This window comes from Faecalibacterium sp. AM43-5AT, assembly GCF_003603345.1.
GTDB classification, from domain to species: domain Bacteria; phylum Bacillota; class Clostridia; order Oscillospirales; family Ruminococcaceae; genus Faecalibacterium; species Faecalibacterium taiwanense.
In genome coordinates this window covers 836-19,355 of record NZ_QVGZ01000018.1, presented here as the reverse complement: position 1 = coordinate 19,355, position 18,520 = coordinate 836, and the positions used below count along the sequence as shown (strand labels likewise).

The following is an 18,520-nucleotide window of genomic DNA, read 5'->3' as shown; positions in this document are numbered from 1 at the left end:
GAAGCGGGGGAAAAGTCGGAGATGACTTCAAAGACTTACCTATCGCTATTCCCGTCCGATTTGGCAACTTACGGCAGAGATGCCAAGGCTCTTTTGAAGGAATTGCAGAGCCAGAACGAGCGGATGTTCCTCGTCACGTTTCTGGTGCTGAACACCGGGCGCACGGAGCAAGAGCTGGAAAACAATGTCTTTCAGGCCAGCTCCATCGCCCAGAAGCACAACTGCAATCTGTGCCGGTTGGATTTCCAGCAGGAGCAGGGGCTGATGAGCAGCCTGCCGCTGGCAGACTGCCAGATCGAAATTCAGCGGGGACTGACCACCAGCAGCACTGCTATCTTCATCCCCTTTACCACGCAGGAATTGTACCAGAGCGGAAAAGAATCGCTGTACTACGGTTTGAATGCCCTGTCCAACAACCTTATCATGGTGGATCGCAAAAAGCTGAAAAATCCGAACGGTCTGATCCTCGGCACTCCCGGTTCTGGCAAAAGTTTCTCGGCAAAGCGTGAGATCACCAACGCATTTCTGGTGACAGACGATGATATTATCATCTGCGACCCGGAAGCAGAGTACGCTCCGCTGGTGGAGCGTCTGCATGGGCAGGTTATTCACATCGGTCCCGCCAGCACGCAGTATATCAACCCCATGGACATCAACAGCAATTACAGCGAGGAGGACAACCCGCTGGCGTTGAAGGCGGACTTTATTCTTTCTCTGTGTGAGCTGGTGGTGGGCGGCAAAGAGGGCTTACAGCCGGTAGAAAAGACGGTCATTGACCGCTGTGTTCATGTGATCTACCGCAAGTATTTTGAGAATCCCACCCCGGAAAATATGCCCCTGCTGGAAGATCTGTACAATGCGCTGTTGACGCAGGACGAACCGGAAGCCCGTCATGTGGCGGCTGCGCTGGAAATCTACGTCAAGGGTTCTTTGAACATTTTTAACCACCACACCAACGTGGATATCCACAACCGTATCGTTTGCTTTGACATCAAGCAGCTCGGCAAACAGCTCAAAAAACTGGGGATGCTCATCGTGCAGGATGCCGTGTGGGGGCGCGTTACCGCCAACCGCAGTGCCGGAAAATCCACCCGGTACTATGCAGACGAATTCCACCTTTTGCTGAAAGAGGAGCAGACCGCTGCCTATTCCGTGGAGATCTGGAAGCGTTTTCGCAAGTGGGGCGGCATCCCCACAGCCCTAACGCAGAACGTCAAAGATCTGCTGGCAAGCCCTGAAGTATCAAACATTTTCGAGAATTCGGACTTTGTGTATATGCTCAATCAGGCGAACGGTGATCGACAGATTCTCGCAAAGCAGCTCAATATTTCGCCTCACCAGCTTTCTTATGTGACCCACTCCGGCGAAGGCGAAGGGCTGCTGTTTTTCGGCAACGTGATTTTGCCCTTCGTTGACCACTTCCCGAAAGACCTTGAACTCTACCGCATCCTCACGACCAAACTCAACGAGATCTCGGAGGGCGCACAGAAATGAGCAAGCCGAAACTGAATCTCAAAGAGGAATCGTCTGCCAAAAAGACCCGTTCTCCCCCGAAGAAAACCAAGGTGGAGCAGTCGGTGCCCAAAAAGAAAAAGCTGAAAACCGATGCGGAAAAGGCGGCAGAGAAAGCCCAGCACCTGCGGTTCGGCAAGGCAGAATTGACCCCGGATGAGTTGAGCCGGTTGAGCAAGGCACAGAAACGGGAAATGTACGCCGCCCATGCCGCCCGCTCTGTGGTGCATCGGGAGGTTGACCAGTACGAGGATGAAAACGTCGGTGTGCAGGCGTTGAGCGAGGGCGAAAAAGCGGCAGAAAATGTCCGGGATATTTCCAAAAGCCGCTATGCCCGGAAACTCAAGAAGAAAGCCAAGATGCAGGGCAAGAAAGGCTCCAAAACCGCTAAATCTTCCGCATCGGAGCCGACTGCGGCACAAGATGCAGGCGCATCCGGCACCGGTGAGGGAGGCTCCAACTGGCTTTCACGCTGGAAACAGCGGCAAGAAATCCACAAAAGCTACTATGCCGCCGCCCGGTCGGGCACGGCGGCGCAGACCGCAGGCGGCAAGGCGGCATCCAATGGTGCATCTACCGCCCGGTCCGGCGTGGAACAGGCGGTAGAAAAGGGCAAAACCGCCGTCAGCACCGCCGTAAAGGGGCTGGTGAATGCCGCCAAAGGCAACGCACACGTTCTGGTGATCGTGGGCGTTTTTCTTTTGCTCGTCCTCATGGTGATGTCGGGCTTTTCCTCCTGCGGAATCCTCTTTTCGGGCGGCACACAGGTGTCCGGGCAGACCATATACTCTGCCGAGGATCGGGACATCCGGGGCGCAGAACAGGACTACAAGAAACTGGAGAAGGAACTGGACAAAAAGATCAAACGCACTCCTACCGACCACCCCGGCTACAACGAGTACCAGTACCATCTTGATCCCATCGAGCATGACCCGTGGCAGCTCACTTCGTATTTGACCACACTCTACGACGATTACACTCGCAGCGAGGTACAGGGCAAATTGAAGGAGACCTTCAAAAAGCAGTATAAGCTGACCACATGGGTAGAGGTGCAGATACGGTATAAGACCGTGTGGGTCATCAGCCCGGCAGGCATCCCGGTTCCCACGCAGGTGCCCTATGAGTACCGCATCTTCCACACCAAGCTGGTGAACCGTGGCTTGGAGGTGGTCATCCGGGAAGAACTGGACAACGACCAGTGGAAACGGTATGAGATCTTTCAAGACACCTTGGGCGGCAGACCTTATCTGTTCAACGGCGGCTTGCCCCCCGGTGGCTCCGATGGTTCCGGCGCACCGGGCATCGACTATCAGGTTCCGGCAGAAGCCCTGACCGACAGCGAGTTTGCTGCCATCTACAAGGAAGCCCAAAAGTATGTGGGCACACCCTATGTGTGGGGCGGTTCCACCCCGGAAACAGGCTTTGATTGCAGCGGCTATGTCTGCTGGGTCTACAACCAGAACGGCTACGATGTGGGACGCACGACGGCAAACGGATTATGGCAGAAAAGCCAGCACATTTCCGAAGCAGAAGCAAAACCCGGAGACCTTGTTTTCTTTGAAGGAACGTATGATACGCCGGGGAAAAGTCATGTAGGCATTTACCTCGGAAACGGCATGATGGTCAGCGCCGGAGACCCCATCAAGTACGCAAACATTCACTCGTCCTACTGGGAGAAGTATCTCGCAGGTTTTGGGCGGCTTTCAAAATGAAATGGAGGATTTTTATGGGTGAAAGACTGGAAAAGCTCAAGGCGATGCTCAAAAAGGAGCAGGAACGCCGCATCAAGCTGAACAACCGCATTGCGATTCTGGAACGGCGCATTCAGGAGGAATCGGCGGCAGAAGTTGCCGACATGGTGCGCACTGCCAATGTGACCCCGGAACAGCTTGCAATCCTGCTGCGGCAGGCGGCAACTATGCCCCCGACCCCGGCTGCGCTGTCCGCAGTCGGCGCAGAGTTTGACAAGGAGGAAATCAACGATGAGATTTAAGAAAATTGGTGCGCTGTTGCTGTCGGCGGTGCTGTGCATCGGCATGGCAGCTCCGGCATTCGCTTATGGGGATGATACCGCGCCGGTGGAACAGCCTGTTCTGCCGGAAGTCGTGGAGGAAGATGTTGTTACCATCACGGATGAAACCTCCGGCGCACTGACCCCGGAGGGCAATCTGACACTGGTGGACGATTACCACACCAATTATTCGGATGGTTCCGGGCAGCAGTTCATCACGCTGGTATCGAAATCGGGTGCGACATTTTATCTGGTAATCGACCGGAACAGTAAAGGCGCACAGACCGTACACTTTATGAATCTGGTGGATGAAGCCGACCTGTTGGCTCTGATGGAGGAAGAAGCTGCCGATGCCTACACTGCGGAGAAAGAAGCAGCGGCACAGGCTGAACTGGACAGGCTGAAAGCCGAGGAAGAAGCCAAGAAAGCCGAAGAAGAAGCGGCAACCGCTGAACCGCCCAAGGAAAACAAAATCTCAAAGTATGCAGGCGCATTTCTGGGCATAGTCGCCCTGATTGCGCTGGCTGCGGGCGGCGGCTTCTATTTCTATCGCCAGCAGATGCAGAAAAAGCAGGCCGAAAAAGAAGCCCTCGACCCCGATGCAAACTACACCGAGGACAAGGGCGATTTTGAGATTCCTGTGGAGGATGAACCGGAAGAACCCGGCGAGGAAGATACCGAACCTATCTGATTTTAAGGCGGCGCTTGCCGCCGTACATATTGCAATCCGAAACAGAATGGAGGGATTCTTATCGCAAAATTAGTCGTGGCGGAAAAGCCATCCGTCGCTATGTCCTATGCAAAAGTCCTTGGCGCAACCAGCCGCAAAGATGGCTACCTTGAGGGCAACGGCTATCTCGTCAGCTGGTGCGTGGGTCATCTGGTGGAACTTGCTCCGCCCAATGTCTATGACGAAAAGTACACCAAGTGGAGCATTGCAGACTTGCCCATACTGCCGCAAAAGTGGCAGTATCTGGTGTCTGCCAGCACTAAAAAGCAGTTTGGCATCCTGCAAAAGCTGATGAACCGCCCAGATGTGGACAGCGTGATCTGCGCTACGGATGCAGGGTAGTGCGGTTAGGTGACTCAAGAGAAAGAAAAAAGAGACCTCATCTCGTCAAAAATCAAATTTCAAAATCATTAAAGGAGCTATTCAAATGAAACGAAATCAGAATTTCGACCATAATCACTCTCAAAAACTGCTTTCCTTCCGCTACAACATAGACACCAACCGAGTGGAAGCCCGGTTCACGGATGGCTCTGCCGTCGCCAACAGGATGCCCAACTGCCTCAGAACATCCTCAACCCGCTACTTTACAGTGGGGTTGACACGGAGGATTGAGTGTCATCGTTTTTTCATGGCTACCGCCGAAAATCATTGTAACGTATTTTGTGTTACAAATTGGTCAAGCGAATGATTATGATTAAAATTCTCTTACTCGCACAATAAGTCATTTGATAAACTGGTTAAAATGCCAAATAATTTCAAATCATAGTCCAACACACAACAAATGTGGTATAATAACAATATATTTAATGCTTTAACTGTGTTTGCAAAAAGGAAAAGAAGATAAGTATGGAGATTACATGGTTGAAAAATGAAGATAATGCCATTCAATACGTCTATGCCTCTGCTGTTCCCCAAAAAATACCATTAGACATTTTTAAAGAAATTGTTCAGAGCAGTAAAGAAAACTGTCTACCTGAATTTTATGTGATATCTGAACAGGGAAAGTATATCGGATATATTTTATTATTGGCCGATAAAAAAGAAGACATCCCTAAACCTTTTACATTTCTTGCATGTCATAATGGCGATACTCTGCCAAAAGAAACTCACAAAAAAATATTGGAATTTATCGGCAAACGGTGTCGTGTAAACAACTGGAATAAACTCGCTTGGTTGGCCGAACAAGAAATCCAGCAATTGTGATATCATCGTTTTTTAAGCTATCTCTCTATAAAAACTCCTTAAAGACATAAAGGCAAACTTGAATAAATAAATTTATCTAAAAGCCCCACCTACAATAGATATTCCAAATCGAAGAATCTACTGCAGGTGGGGCTTGTTCTATGTGATAAGCTATTTTGTAAAAATCAAATACGTAGATTATATGGCAGAATCATTTGGTGACACTGAAAGCTAATGTTGCGCCATCAACGACACTATACATATCGCCGTTAGCCGCAGTAGCAATTCCAGTAAACTCAACCTCCCATTTTCCTTTAGAGAGTCCATATTTTACATCTTCCGTACCGATTGTGCCGTATGCAGAAATGGCATGATCAAAGGTTCCAAAGGGTGTACCAAGTTTATTGAAATGCAGGTTACCTTCAAAGGAAACAATTACTGCACCCGGAACGGTAATCGTCCATTGGATATACCCTTCAGACAGATAATCAAGTGTACATGAACCAGCATCGCCCCAGAAGGTTTCGCGAGAAATTGGGACAAGTTTGAATGTTGCAGAGTTTACAGTTGTTCCTTTATCAATTTCGATACTAGATTTTTTGGAAGAAAGTGCTACAACGCCTGGTTCAACTGCAACAGCAGCAGGCATCAAAACTGTGTTGAAAACAACCAACGCAGCACTCGTTCCAGCCATTTTAAGGAATTCATTTCGGGTCATCTTTTTCATGTCGATTTGCTCCTTATATTTTATTGACTGTTACAAGTCACCCAGCTACAATTTGGATTCTTTTTCGCTTAATTCTGCACTGGAATCACCTCTTACAAAATTTTAGTATATTGGCATCATCGTGATCAAAAGCAATATCACTAACAGCCACCTCATCACACTATAAAGCCGCAAATTTTCAACTCAGGTGTATGCTCATCGGCAAATAAATGTGAACCATACGAATGCCGCTGTTAAACAACCTGCCAAAACCACTAAAATACAACTTGCCAACTTTGGCTCAATAGCAACTTTTTGATTTTCGCACAGCGCAAATTTCTGAAGTTCCTGAAATGTTGTTTGATTGACATTGCCGTGTATTGCTTTCCATGCAACGAAATGATTTGTAATCAGAAGATAATCTGAAACGATTCCTACAAAAACAATGGCAAAAAATGCTGCGGAAAAGAACCACATTCCATCGCATTGATTCACCGTCAGGATATCCTGAAGGCTTGCTGGCTTCAATGCCCATAAAGCCACAACATATAGCAATACTTCGCAGAAATCTCTTTGGAGTGGCCCTTTTTGCTTAAAGAATCCCATTACATGTTCTCCCTGTTCTTTGAAGTCACTATCAGCCACCAATGGCCTGATAATAATCCGTTTTAGACCGAATCAAAGAGCCATTTGACTTATATTCCTTGACAGTTTGATGATAGCAATGTGTATAGTAGCTATTGTCATAGGAAAATAGGACTTCATACGTAATAGAAGATATTGTCACTTTATAGCAGTCCGAGGACATACTCTGAAGCATCTGATCGAAAATAAACGATGCTGTAGAAGAAATAACTGCTGCTGGTGTGCTTCCCCATGCAGTTGCTAAAATACTGGCTACATCAGATGCTTTTTTGCATTTACGCAAATCACTAGCATAAACCGTATCGGTTGCACTTGTGCCAACATAGCGGTGCTTGAACTGCGACCCTGTCACCTCGCTTCCAGTGAGTGCAGGAATTTGTGCCAGCTGTCCGTTTTTGTAATTTTGCTGATCTTGATAAATTTCATAGAACAAGCTATAGTCACTTCTTGCAGTTGATGTTGTTGATTCACCAGATGCACCTACAACAACAATGTCCATCACATCATTAGGATGCACCGTACGCGTAATTCGTGTGATACCTCCATCACGAATTGTAAGCTGTTCAACAACATCTTTTCCATTCATCGAGTACGAAACAGAATAATTTGATCCTGTCAAAAGAGATTCGCTATTGCCATGATTTGTTGAATCTGCAAAGGCAATGGGCATAATGGAAGCAACACAAAGCAGCACCGCTAACACGCAGGAAATATAACGCAAATATGTTTTTGTTTTCATTTTGTTTTTTCCTTTCATGCATTCCTATAGAACAACGGACTCTCATCTGTGCATCGGAAACACCTCCGAAGTACATTGATTATCGATGCTCTCACTTTTTCAAGAGATATTTTCCAAATGCAAGGACGCCTAGAATATAGAAAAGCTGACGAACAATCAACATAATGAATGAAAGCAGCTCCAACATAATCGAACAGTTCCTTTTAGAAAATTATCAAGAAATATATCCCGTAAGAGTATCGCTATCTTACCTTTCATATGAATTTCAGTCATGCTCAAGCGATTCCGGGACATCCGGCTGATATGCCGTAAAGCCACAGGTGCTGTTCACGCTCAAGACTGCGAGAGCCATTGCCATAATGCAAGTGACCTTGCTCAAGAGCAACATAATCTTTTTCATTTCTGTTACCTCCGTTTGATATTTTTTAGAGCATTCATCTTCTGAAAACACATGAACGCCCTCGTACCTTAGGATATCTTCGCTTGTTTCTGAAAAAACGGAATGATTGCAAAAATCACTAAAACCCATTTTGAAATGTAGTATACCGTTATACTGCGGGTGTCCGGAAGCACATTGAAAATGGCAAACAGGAAATCTATTGACGAAAGAACAGATGCGACCATCTTATAGCTTAACCGCTTCTTTTTGCCTAAAGGCTTATTCGTTGCTTCTATCGGAGAGAAAAAGATAGCGATGCCCATAAGAGCTGCTGTTGTCAGGATACGAAAAAGGTGATTGGCTGCAATTACTTTACTCAGCAAAATGCAGATAAGTGCCAGTCCGGTAAATGCCAGATAGCATCTGGTGTGCGACGTTGCATGATATCCACCAATGTAGATTCTCTGCGGGATAAACCCAATCAAAAATGAAAGTGAGTATCGAACATCACCACACACGGCAGAGACGAGGATGACAAGCAAAACACTTACAACAGACGATATGAGCAACTCGTACCCATAGACATACGCATCCGCTTTTGATTCGTCTACCACTTTTTGTTCGCAGAAAAGACGGACTAATTTCTGAGACAGCGTGCGTTCCCACATTGCAGTTGCGCCACCTTATCTTCTGATTTTTGCTTCACTGTATCATAAATTTCAACAAAATCAAGAGGTTTGGCAAAACTGGTCGTTCTGGTGACAAAAGTGGTAAGTCAGGCTACTTGTAAGGAGCCTTTGCACAGTCTATAATAGTATCAGAACATTATTTTGTGGAGGTTGTCGAAATGCTGAAGTACCACGTTGCAGTCTGCGATGATGAGAAGTCAGACCTTGATGGTATTGTTCAAAGCGTCCAGCGATACGATGTGCAAGGTTGCTTTGACATTGAAACTTACATGGACGGAAACGAACTTCTGAGCGAATTGCAAATGCAGAAGAAATCCTTCGATTTGCTGCTGCTCGACATTGAGATGCCATCCAACGGTTTTCAGCTGGCACAATCCCTGATTCAAATGGAGAAGCATCCCTTGGTGGTATTTGTCACGAAGCGGCACGAGTATGCTGTGCAGGGATATGGCATTGCATTCCGCTACCTTGTCAAACCTTTGGATCAGACGCTGTTCGCTGCGGCGATGGACGCTGTCCTTCAGGAACTGAACTCCAAACATTTCACAATCGAATACGATGGTGTCACCATGTCCTTGGAAACATCAGATATTTACTTTCTGGAAAGCCACGGACATAAAGTTCTGATCCACTGCAAGGAGCAAGACCTTACATTGAGAATGAGCATTCCTGAAGCCTTGGAGCAGCTTCCCAAACGATGCTTCGTGTCGCCACACAAAAGTTATCTTGTCAATATGGAACACATTGTTTACGCTACTGGAACCGCTGTTTTTCTTTCCAGCGGACATCAGCTACCGATCAGCAGGAGGAAGCGTCAGGAGTTCAATCAGAACTTTAACGCTTATTTGGGAAGATGATACTTTATTATTTCGTTGAGTTTGCAGGGAGCTTTGCCAACATCGCTCTGTTGCTGCTTTTTATCGGTCGGCTATTTCCTAAAAAGGAGCCCGTTTCAAAATGGTTCTATGTGTATGTTGTGCTTATGATCGCTGGCCAGTGTGCACTAAGCTTATTCCCGGACTGGGTAACGCAGCGCACGATCTATCTTTTAGTTGGCGGATTTTTCCTCGCACTGCTGTTTTACGAAGTGCGACCATGGCAGGCGGTTTTTGCAAGCGGAGCTTTCTTTACGCTGATTGCTTTGGTGGAAGTGCTTGCAATGCTCCTGATCGGGCTGCGCATCCCTGATACCGATATTCTGATGCAGGCTGGGGCAGCACGGTTGGTTTATGTTGTTTTTTCAAACCTGATTCAAGTTCCACTTGTAGTCCTGATCTCACATTTTTTCAGTCGAAAGGGAAATGCTCTGCGCATCCTATGGCTGTTGCCAATTATTGCGATTCAAATCGCAAGCATCGCTGTCTGTTATGTGGCACAGTATCATGCTGCGGATGAGTATTTCCCGGATTATATGGTCGGCCTTATGGCTGTGCTTCTCCTTATAAACATCCTGATCGTGTTCTATGTGGAAGCTCTCCGGGAAAATGAACTGGAAAAATTCAAAGCCAAGTTCAATGAGCAGCAGTACAATCTTCAAATGGAATACTACCAGCAGCTCAAAGAACGTCAGGAAGAAGTCCGTTCTCTACGGCATGATGTGAAGAAATACATTCTGGCGATGCAGGCAGTTGCAGAACACGGCGATACCGAAGAACTTCACAAGATTGCACAAGCTGCCACGGATATTTTTGAGCGTCCCACAAATGTTTCTGCTGTCGGAAACCCTGTTGTTGATGCTCTTTTGAATTATTACCTACGCATCGCAGAGAAGAATAACATCAAGGTCAAACTGGATGTGACGATTCCTGAAGTTCTGACGATCTCATCGCTGTCTTTGAGCATCATCCTCGGAAATACATTTGACAATGCCATTGAAGCCTGTTGCAGTCTGCCAGCGGAACAGCGAACCATCCATTTACAGCTGCGCAAACAATATCGGAGCCTTTTCTATCGGCTGGAAAACCCATACAGTGATACTTCTCGCGGAATCCGCATCGGAGAACATCATGGTTACGGGCTAAAAAATATAAACCGTATCGTTCAGGAAAACCATGGTGACTTCTACACGAAAAAGAAAGACGGTGTATTTACGGTTCAAGTTCGCTTGAACTGCGAAAATTAAATATGTTTCCACAGCCAAATGATCAGCCTTTATACTGATTGTTTGGCTCTTTATTTTGTAAAGGAGCGTGATGCTATGACCCAGCCCAAATCCGACCTTGCCTATCTCCGCAGCGAAAAAGCCAAAGCGGAGCAGCAGCTACGCTACTACAAGCACCGTGAGAAAATTCTGGAACATCAGATACCGGAGCTGACCCGCAAAGCCCGTGTGCATCGTCTGTGTACCCGTGCCGGAATGCTGGAAAGTTTTCTGATTGCGCCGGAAGAACTCACCAACGATCAGGTGATGGAGCTGCTGAAAATTGCGTTCCGTCAACCAGAAGTTGCGCTGGCACTTGCAAAGATGATTCACGACTTGCAGGAACGCCGCAGCGTTTCAAACCCTTTAGAATAAAGGGCGCAATTATACACCGTTCCGGTGAAATTGCGGTCTTGCAGACGGCTCGATGAAATCGAAGCTGGCGTTTGTTCGCCAGCCCGATTCCATCCCAAGGAAAACTGCATTTTCCTTGCGCTGCCTTGCAGCTATCCTTTTGCGGATCCCGCCTTGCCCCGAAGTGCGCAGCACTCCGCATCAAGGCGGCGAGCAAAACCGAATACGATTTCCGACCGTTCAACAAGAACTATCTTGCTGGGCGGTCTTTTTGTTTGGGGGTGATGCCTATTTCGTGTCCGCATTTCAAAATCACCATCGTAAAACGCAGCCAAGGGCAGTCCGCTGTTGCTGGCGCAGCCTACCAGAGCGGCGAACGGCTGTTCAGCGAATACGACCAGAAAACGAAATTCTACAACAAGAAGAAAGAACTCGTCCACTCCGAGATCATGCTGCCGCCCCATGCGCCGCCCGGATATGCAGACCGGGCAACGCTCTGGAACGCAGTAGAATCCGTTGAAAATCAATGGAACTCGCAGCTTGCCCGCCGCATCGTGCTGGCACTTCCGAGAGAAGTTCCGAAAGACCAGTATCTTCCCATGCTCAAAGAATTTTGCAAAGAGCAGTTCGTTTCCAAGGGCATGATTGCTGACTTCGCCATCCATGACAAAGGCGATGGGAACCCACACGCCCACATTCTGCTGACCATCCGGGCAATGGACGAACACGGCAAGTGGTTGCCGAAAGCCCGCAAGGTTTACGACCTTGACGAAAACAGCGAGCGCATCCAGCTCCCATCCGGCAACTGGAAATGCCACAAGGAGAACACGGTGGACTGGAACGACCAGAAGTATGCCGAGGTCTGGCGGCACAGTTGGGAAGTTGTTACAAACCACTATCTTGAAGCCGCTGGCAGACCGGAACGTGTTGACCTCCGCTCATTCGAGCGTCAGGGAGTGCAGCAGATTCCGACCGTCCATCTCGGCCCCGCTGCTCACCAGATGGAAAAGCGAGGAATCGAAACCTTTCTCGGAAATCTCAACCGGGATATTCGCGCGGCCAACAGCCTGATGCAGTCCATTCGCAGCACTATCCGAGGTCTGCAACGCTGGATCGCAGACCTGACCGAAAAGAAGCAGATTCTTCTGGACGCACTGGAACAGGCCAAGGAGCCAACGCTGTCCGATCTTCTGGTGGACTATTTCAATCTCCGCAATGAGCAGCGCAGCGATTGGTCGAGCAAGGCGCAACTGAAATGTTCTGCCCGTGACCTCAACGAAGTCATGCAGGCTGTTGATTATCTGAAAGCCCACTCGCTGAACACGGTCGAGGACTTGAACGCTGCAATCAAAGACCTGAGCCAGACCGCCGCCCCGTTGCGTAAGCAGTTGAAGCAGAACGAGAACCGGATGCGGGCAATCGCCCAGATCAAGGACGCTGCTGCCATCCATGCCAAGCTGAAGCCCATCCACGATACCTTTCTAAAGAAGAACTTCAAGCTGACAAAGGATGCCTATGCAGCCCAGCACAAAGAAGAACTGGACGCTTTCAATAAAGCTGTCCGCACTCTGATGAAGCTGAACGGCGGCACGACCGTGGATTTTTCGGCATTGGATGCCGAATTTTCTGCGCTGCAATCGGGCAGCGCAGAGCTGCGCAGCCAGCTGGAAACTTTGCAGCCTGACCTGACCGCACTGAAAAATGTGCGCAAGTATATCGACCTTGTGCTGAATAAGCAGCAGCTTTCCGCACCGGGCGGCAAGACCCCAGAGAAAGAATCTGTGCTGAAGCAGTTGGAGCAGCTTCAGCAAGAAAAATCAAAACACAAAGCGATTACCGCCATGAACCGCGAAGAATCGCTCTAAATCATATTTCTGCCACTGATGTGTCATTGCAGTCTGTGGCAGGAATACATAGATTTTTTTACATTGTAAAACAATCCAAATGTGACTTTTTTGTTAATTCTCAAAATTATGGGTGTCTAAAGGTCTTTCTCGATGCCTACCAAGTGAGAGAAGAATTTCAAGGTGAGCATTTCTAAATGCAACAATTTGATTACAATCCTGCTTCGGATGCTACGAAACCGCTGTTCTCGTCGGCTACCTATTGAGCGATCTTTTTTTATTTCCGGCGTATGCAACGTCCCGGTTTCAGAAAACTCACGGCTAAGACTACTTATGAACTTTTTGTGAATTCTTAAAAGCGAGGGTGTCTTTTAGCTCCTCTCGATGGCTCGTATATAGAAGCTGATTTTTTGGAAACCCAACTTCCGCAGATTTTCCATACGTTCTTTGACAACAGAATAGTTCAATCGTCCGGTACGTCACAAAAGGTACTTCTGTAACTCGCAGCCCGGTCATGACGAAGACGGGGTGGCTGAAATGCCAATGATGCGGTAAAAATCCGCTGCCGGACGATTCCCCACTCCTAGGGAGCCGAGGGCGAATATGGGAGACCTATATCATATTAACGCAGACGAGTTTGTTCAAGCCCGCCTGCGATGGGGAGCTGGAGGAGATGCCGGCTCTCGTTACATCCGCTTCCTCAACGGAACCTTCCGCCCAATCAGCGGGGGTAAAACAAGAGGAGAAAGACGATTGGAGTCCATTCCTTTCCGCACTTGCAGCACATGAACAGGAGGTTTGCCCTTGAACAAAGAAAAATCCGAGAAGAAGTCTGCTGAACGCAGCCGTGCGCCGAGAAGTCCGAAGTCCGTGCGTCTGATCGTAGAACGCCACTATATTGGCAATGTGCCGATGAACACGCTTTTTCAACGGCTTGCAGAGGAAGAAATTCGGAAAACTGCCGAATCGTATCTTGCAGCTGGCTAATTGGACGTTTTACTGCGGAAAAGAGCTTGCATCATCGCACAGGTTTCGATACAATGTGATTGATGAGGTCTCTTTTCCATTATGGAGGTACACATGGAAAAGGACAAAAAAGTAACCGCTTTATACTGCCGCCTGTCAAAAGATGACGGGTCAGCCCATGAAAGCCTGAGCATCCGCACACAAAAGGCGATGCTTATGGAGTATGCCACACGCAACGGTTTCGGAAATTGCCAGTACTATGTCGATGATGGTTACAGTGGAACGAACTCTGACCGTCCTGCCTTTCAAGAACTGCTGGATGATATCCGGGATGGAAAGGTAGCGACCGTCATTACCAAAGACCAATCCAGACTTGGACGCAACCACATCGAAACCGGAACGTATATGGAAATCTTTTTTCCGGAACACGGTGTCCGCTATATTGCAATCAACGATGGTTACGATTCCAACGAGCAATCCCAGATGGATATTGCTCCGTTCAGAAACATCATCAATGAAATGTATGCCAAGGATACTTCCCGTAAAATCAAGAGTGCTCTTCGGACACGCAAGAAAAGTGGGAAGTATATCTCCAGCGGCGCACCGTTTGGCTATCAGAAAGACCCTGCCGACCACAACCACCTTGTGATCGACCCGAATACCGCCCCTGTTGTTGAGTATCTCTATTCATTGGCGGAGGAAGGACTTGGGCTTCACCGTATCGCCAAACGGCTTCACGATGAGAAAATCCTGAAGCCGTGCTACTACAAAAAAGAGATGTTTGGTCGCTTTGTCGATGATGAAAAGATGTATGATTGGGATTCTGCCTATGTCAGTCAAATTCTGCACAGCCCGGTCTACGCCGGACACATCATCTATGAAGCAAAACCTACTGTGTCCATGAAATCCAAGAAGCGACGTTATATCCCTTTTGAAGAACGTGCTATTGTTCCGAACACGCATGAAGCAATCATCCCACAAGACCGTTGGGAGAATGTGCAGCGAATCCTTTATAGCCGTTCCGGTAGTTTTATGTGCGATAAGACCGAATACGACAACATCTTCAAAGGAATCGTTCGCTGCGCAGATTGTGGCAGAACAATGTTGGTCAAAGTTGAAGCCCGCCGCAAACGCAATAACATTTTGGATCAGACATTTTATTGTTGCAGCACTTATCGGAAGTATGGTGCGAAAGCCTGCGCCTCTCACAACTTGGAAGCCCGTGTTTTGCATGAAGCTGTCCTTGCTGACATTCAGGCACACGCAAAGGCCGCTGTGGGCAACCGAGACGCCCTTGTGCGAAAAATTGCAGACCAGATGCACCTTCGGGTATCTTCTGACCGGGCGCAGCACAAGCGGGAATTGAAACAGTGTAAAGCAAGAATCGCAGAAATCGAAGATTTGTACGCAAAACTTTATGAGGATGTGTCAAAGGGGCTTCTCCCGGAGAAACGTTTTCAAATGCTTGCAGATCGCTATGACAAGGAACAGGCTGAACTGACCGAAAAAATCGAGCAGTACGAACAGGAAGGTCGTGCTGAACACGATCAGATGGATAAGATTCAGGATTTTATTGATGAAGTCAGCAAGTATGCTGGCATCACCGAACTGAACTATAAGATTCTGCACCAGCTGATCGACAAGATTCTGGTATCCAAAGCGGAAAAGGTCGATGGCGAATACGTCCAGAAAATCCAGATTTTCTACCGCTTTATCGGCCCATTGGATGCCATTGAGTAACAACGTCAGAAAAGTCACCTCCGAGAACTATCCAACAGACGCAGGGCGTGAGGGCGAACTGATTTTTCGCTTGGTGTACCAGCAAGCGGGCTGCAAAAAGCCATTCTCACGGCTTTGGCTTTCCAGCATGGAGGAAAACGCTATCCGGGAGGGTTTCGCCCATCTCAAACCGTCAACTGAATACGATGCGCTGTACAACGCAGCACTCTGCCGGGAACGTGCCGACTGGATGGTCGGTATCAATGCGTCCCGGCTTTTTTCGTGCTTGTACGGTCAACCGCTGGCGGTAGGGCGTGTTATGACCCCGGTGCTTGCCATGACGGTAGTTCGGGAAGCCGCCATCGCCGCCTTTGTGCCGGAAAAATTCTACACGGTAGATCTGGAACTGACCAGCGGCTGCACGGCATCCAGCCGCCGCATTCCTGAAAAAACCGTTGCCGAAAACCTGCTGGAAGCCTGTCGAAAGGAGATGGTGGCAACGATCCAGCGCATCACCCGCAAGGAAAAGTCCGAGAATCCGCCGCCGCTGTACGACTTGACCACCCTTCAGCGGGACGCAAACCGTCTTCTGGGGTACAGCGCACAGCAGACTTTGGACTATGTACAGAGCCTGTATGAGAAGAAACTTACCACTTATCCCCGGACTGATAGCTGCTATATCACCGATGATGACGAGGAAATGCTGGAGGAACTGACCGAGGAACTGGAAGTTTTTCTCGGCATTACCCCGGAGGGCATGGACGAGGCGGTGCCCCGGACACGGCGCACCGTCAACCGGGAAAAAGTCACCGACCACCACGCCATCCTGCCCACCCGCAGTATGCTACAAGCCGATCTGGACGCACTGCCCAAGGGCGAGCAGAACGTCCTGAAACTCATCATCGCCCGGACGCTGATGGCGGTAAGCAAGCCCTTCCGGTATCTGGAAACCCTGCTGACCACTGAATGCGCCGGGGAGGAGTTTACCGCCAAGGGCAAAGAGGTTCTGGAAGAAGGCTGGAAAGCGGTGGAGCGCAAGGTGCTGGCAGACATCCTGAACCGGAAACAGGAACTCACCGCCCTGCCAAACGTCGCAGAAAATGAGTGCGGCATCCTCAATGCCGAACTGAAAGAGGGGCAAACGTCCCCGCCGAAGCATTTTACCGAGGACACCCTGCTGCACGCTATGGAAACCGCCAGTGCAGACAGTATGCCGGAGGGCGTGGAACGTCAGGGCATCGGCACCCCGGCAACCAGAGCCGCCACCATCGAAAAGCTGGTGCAGAAGGGCTTTCTGGAACGCAAAGGCAGCAAGAAAACCAAGGTGCTGCTGCCTACCGACAAGGGCAAAGCCCTCATCACCGTGATGCCCGAAGAAAGCCAATCCCCGGAAATGACCGCCGATTGGGAAACAAAGCTGCTGCAAATCGAGCGCAGCGAAATGGAACCGGAAACTTTTATGACCGAAATTAAAGAGATGATCTCCTCGCTGGTAACGACCACCGAGGCTGCGAAAGGAGCGAATGCGCTTATGAAAAACAAAATTATTGGTGTCTGCCCCAACTGCGGTGCAAATGTTGTGGAGCGTGAAAAGGGCTGGTTCTGCGAGAACCGGGAGTGCCGTTTTGTGCTGTGGAAGGACAATGCGTTCTTCAAGCGTCTGGGCAAACGGCTGGACGCTCATGCGGCGGACAAGCTGCTGCGGGATGGCCGTGTCCGCCTGAAGGACTGCAAGAGCGCCAAGGGCAAGACCTACAATGCTACTGTTCTGCTGTCCACCGAAACCGATGGCCGCAGCAAGTTTTCTCTGGAATTTGAGGGTGGGTGCTGATGGAGCAGAAAACGGAAGCTCTCTACCTTATCAACGGAGACAGGTTCCTGCATCTGCGGGAAAACGGTGCCGGGGTCGGTTTTGCCACCTACGACTGCGCGAACGGTGCGCCGCTGGAAAGCGGTCAGATTTCCAAGCAAAATCTGCCGCCGGATGGCCGCAACGCCATTCCTGCTGCCCGGAACTGGTATCTGTTTGAACTTTCCAGCGATGACCGCAAGGCGATTCAGGAGGTCAGCTTGCAGCACCTCGACACCATCCCGCAGTCTGGTGTCCGCAGGCGGCGCATCTGGGATGACCCCACGATTCCCAGAGATGATGTCCGGCTTATCAACAGCCACTATGATGATCTCTACCGGGTGCCGAATCATGGCGTGATTCAGGTTGACCGTTCCGATGGCAGCAGTTACACGGCACGGGTCGAGCATTTGGACGACTATCATTTTGATTTGGGCGAGTACGGAAACGTCTATCACATCTGTCAGTTTGGCGAGATGATGGAGCGTAACGGTTCGACCGCCTATCCTGAGATTCAGACGCAGGACGAGCAAGGCGCATGGGAGCTGGGCGGCAAGGGTTATCTTGCCATTCAAAGTTGCGAGGATGGCTGGGATTATACCCTTTATCACAGCGATTATTCTGTGATGGATGGTGGGCAGATCGACGCACCTGAATTGACGATTCAGGAAGTCCGGGAGCAGATTCTGGAAGCGCACCACATGGAAAAGGGGCGGCGGCTGTTGCAGGACTATGATGCAGTCATGGATAAAGTCGCAGAAGCTGAAGAACTGAATCTTTCCGGCAAGCCCTCTACCCTCGAAAAGTTGGCGGTACTGGCAAAGTACGATGCCCCAGAGTGCAATCCCACAGCCTGCCGGAAAGCGAGGGATGACCATGAACTTTGACCATGAGGAACTGATGCTGATGATGCTTTACAACACCGGAACCCGGCTGGGGCTTATCCACGAACTGCGGCTGATGCAGTGCTACCTGATGCCGGATGAAACTGCCCTGCGGGAGCTGTCAGAGCAGGTCATTGAAAAGCTGAAACGGCTGACGGATGCCGAGTTTGC

At 49.2% G+C, this 18,520-nt stretch carries 19 protein-coding genes and 2 pseudogenes; 16 read left to right on the top strand and 5 right to left on the bottom strand.

Features of this window, described 5'->3' with window-relative positions:
* From DW937_RS13910 to DW937_RS13880, 7 genes and pseudogenes are all read left to right on the top strand, one after another.
* Nucleotides 1–1,494: pseudogene (locus DW937_RS13910) on the top strand (ATP-binding protein); the annotation flags it as partial.
* Complete coding sequence (locus tag DW937_RS13905) at nt 1,491–3,224, top strand: CD1108 family mobile element protein (protein ID WP_120121361.1); 1,734 nt, start codon at nt 1,491–1,493, stop codon at nt 3,222–3,224. The pseudogene DW937_RS13910 and the gene DW937_RS13905, both read left to right, overlap by 4 nt.
* 14 nt (nt 3,225–3,238) lie before the next feature.
* A complete protein-coding gene (locus DW937_RS13900) occupies nt 3,239–3,505 on the top strand; it encodes a DUF4315 family protein (RefSeq protein WP_117527065.1) in 267 nt (88 codons plus the stop codon).
* Complete coding sequence (locus DW937_RS13895) at nt 3,495–4,214, top strand: DUF4366 domain-containing protein (RefSeq protein WP_120121359.1); 720 nt, start codon at nt 3,495–3,497, stop codon at nt 4,212–4,214. Before DW937_RS13900 ends, DW937_RS13895 begins: the two co-directional genes overlap by 11 nt.
* 60 nt (nt 4,215–4,274) lie before the next feature.
* Nucleotides 4,275–4,592: pseudogene (locus DW937_RS13890) on the top strand (toprim domain-containing protein); the annotation flags it as partial.
* Between the two features lie 88 nt (nt 4,593–4,680).
* Entirely contained in the window at nt 4,681–4,941 is a 261-nt protein-coding gene (locus tag DW937_RS15300) for a DUF6061 family protein (RefSeq protein WP_081028504.1), read from the top strand.
* A 173-nt stretch (nt 4,942–5,114) separates the two neighbouring features.
* Nucleotides 5,115–5,456 (top strand): hypothetical protein, encoded by a 342-nt coding sequence (locus DW937_RS13880; protein WP_133300986.1) that lies wholly within the window; start codon nt 5,115–5,117, stop codon nt 5,454–5,456.
* Nucleotides 5,457–5,646: 190 nt separating this feature from the next.
* Here the strand turns inward: DW937_RS13880 and DW937_RS13875 are convergent, their stop codons facing one another.
* From DW937_RS13875 to DW937_RS13860, 5 genes are all read right to left on the bottom strand, one after another.
* Entirely contained in the window at nt 5,647–6,162 is a 516-nt protein-coding gene (locus DW937_RS13875; RefSeq protein ID WP_055187025.1) for a hypothetical protein, read from the bottom strand.
* Between the two features lie 195 nt (nt 6,163–6,357).
* Nucleotides 6,358–6,747, bottom strand: a complete 390-nt coding sequence (locus DW937_RS13870; protein WP_055187026.1) for a hypothetical protein — start codon at nt 6,745–6,747, stop codon at nt 6,358–6,360.
* A 31-nt stretch (nt 6,748–6,778) separates the two neighbouring features.
* Complete coding sequence (locus DW937_RS14755) at nt 6,779–7,525, bottom strand: hypothetical protein (RefSeq protein ID WP_133300985.1); 747 nt, start codon at nt 7,523–7,525, stop codon at nt 6,779–6,781.
* 265 nt (nt 7,526–7,790) lie between these two features.
* A complete protein-coding gene (locus tag DW937_RS14965) occupies nt 7,791–7,925 on the bottom strand; it encodes a cyclic lactone autoinducer peptide (protein ID WP_165852945.1) in 135 nt (44 codons plus the stop codon).
* 68 nt (nt 7,926–7,993) lie between these two features.
* The gene (locus DW937_RS13860) at nt 7,994–8,572 is read right to left on the bottom strand and encodes an accessory gene regulator B family protein (protein WP_097783063.1); all 579 of its coding nucleotides are present in this window, start codon (nt 8,570–8,572) and stop codon (nt 7,994–7,996) included.
* A 179-nt stretch (nt 8,573–8,751) separates the two neighbouring features.
* On the opposite strand from DW937_RS13860, the gene DW937_RS13855 reads away from it, so the two are divergent.
* From DW937_RS13855 to DW937_RS13810, 9 genes are all read left to right on the top strand, one after another.
* Nucleotides 8,752–9,450 carry a LytTR family DNA-binding domain-containing protein gene (locus DW937_RS13855; RefSeq protein ID WP_097783064.1) on the top strand — a complete coding sequence of 233 codons (699 nt, stop codon included), beginning with the start codon at nt 8,752–8,754 and terminating at the stop codon, nt 9,448–9,450.
* Nucleotides 9,447–10,715 carry a GHKL domain-containing protein gene (locus DW937_RS13850; protein WP_120121354.1) on the top strand — a complete coding sequence of 423 codons (1,269 nt, stop codon included), beginning with the start codon at nt 9,447–9,449 and terminating at the stop codon, nt 10,713–10,715. The genes DW937_RS13855 and DW937_RS13850 overlap by 4 nt, the downstream gene beginning before the upstream one ends.
* A 75-nt stretch (nt 10,716–10,790) precedes the next feature.
* Nucleotides 10,791–11,108, top strand: coding sequence for a DUF3847 domain-containing protein (locus tag DW937_RS13845; RefSeq protein WP_055185906.1), 318 nt, complete (start codon nt 10,791–10,793; stop codon nt 11,106–11,108).
* A gap of 263 nt (nt 11,109–11,371) precedes the next feature.
* On the top strand, nt 11,372–12,952 hold the full coding sequence (gene mobQ / locus DW937_RS13840) for a MobQ family relaxase (RefSeq protein ID WP_154256768.1): 1,581 nt from the start codon (nt 11,372–11,374) through the stop codon (nt 12,950–12,952).
* A 783-nt stretch (nt 12,953–13,735) separates the two neighbouring features.
* Nucleotides 13,736–13,918 (top strand): hypothetical protein, encoded by a 183-nt coding sequence (locus DW937_RS13830; RefSeq protein ID WP_117527459.1) that lies wholly within the window; start codon nt 13,736–13,738, stop codon nt 13,916–13,918.
* 93 nt (nt 13,919–14,011) lie between these two features.
* Nucleotides 14,012–15,637: a recombinase family protein gene (locus DW937_RS13825; RefSeq protein WP_223383582.1), complete on the top strand. Its 1,626-nt coding sequence runs from the start codon at nt 14,012–14,014 to the stop codon at nt 15,635–15,637.
* A 127-nt stretch (nt 15,638–15,764) separates the two neighbouring features.
* A complete protein-coding gene (locus tag DW937_RS13820; RefSeq protein WP_243111496.1) occupies nt 15,765–17,447 on the top strand; it encodes a type IA DNA topoisomerase in 1,683 nt (560 codons plus the stop codon).
* Entirely contained in the window at nt 17,447–18,352 is a 906-nt protein-coding gene (locus DW937_RS13815) for an LPD16 domain-containing protein (protein ID WP_165852944.1), read from the top strand. The genes DW937_RS13820 and DW937_RS13815 overlap by 1 nt, the downstream gene beginning before the upstream one ends.
* The coding region (locus DW937_RS13810; RefSeq protein WP_120121363.1) for a transposon-transfer assisting family protein at nt 18,342–18,520 on the top strand (179 nt) is incomplete at its 3' end. The genes DW937_RS13815 and DW937_RS13810, both read left to right, overlap by 11 nt.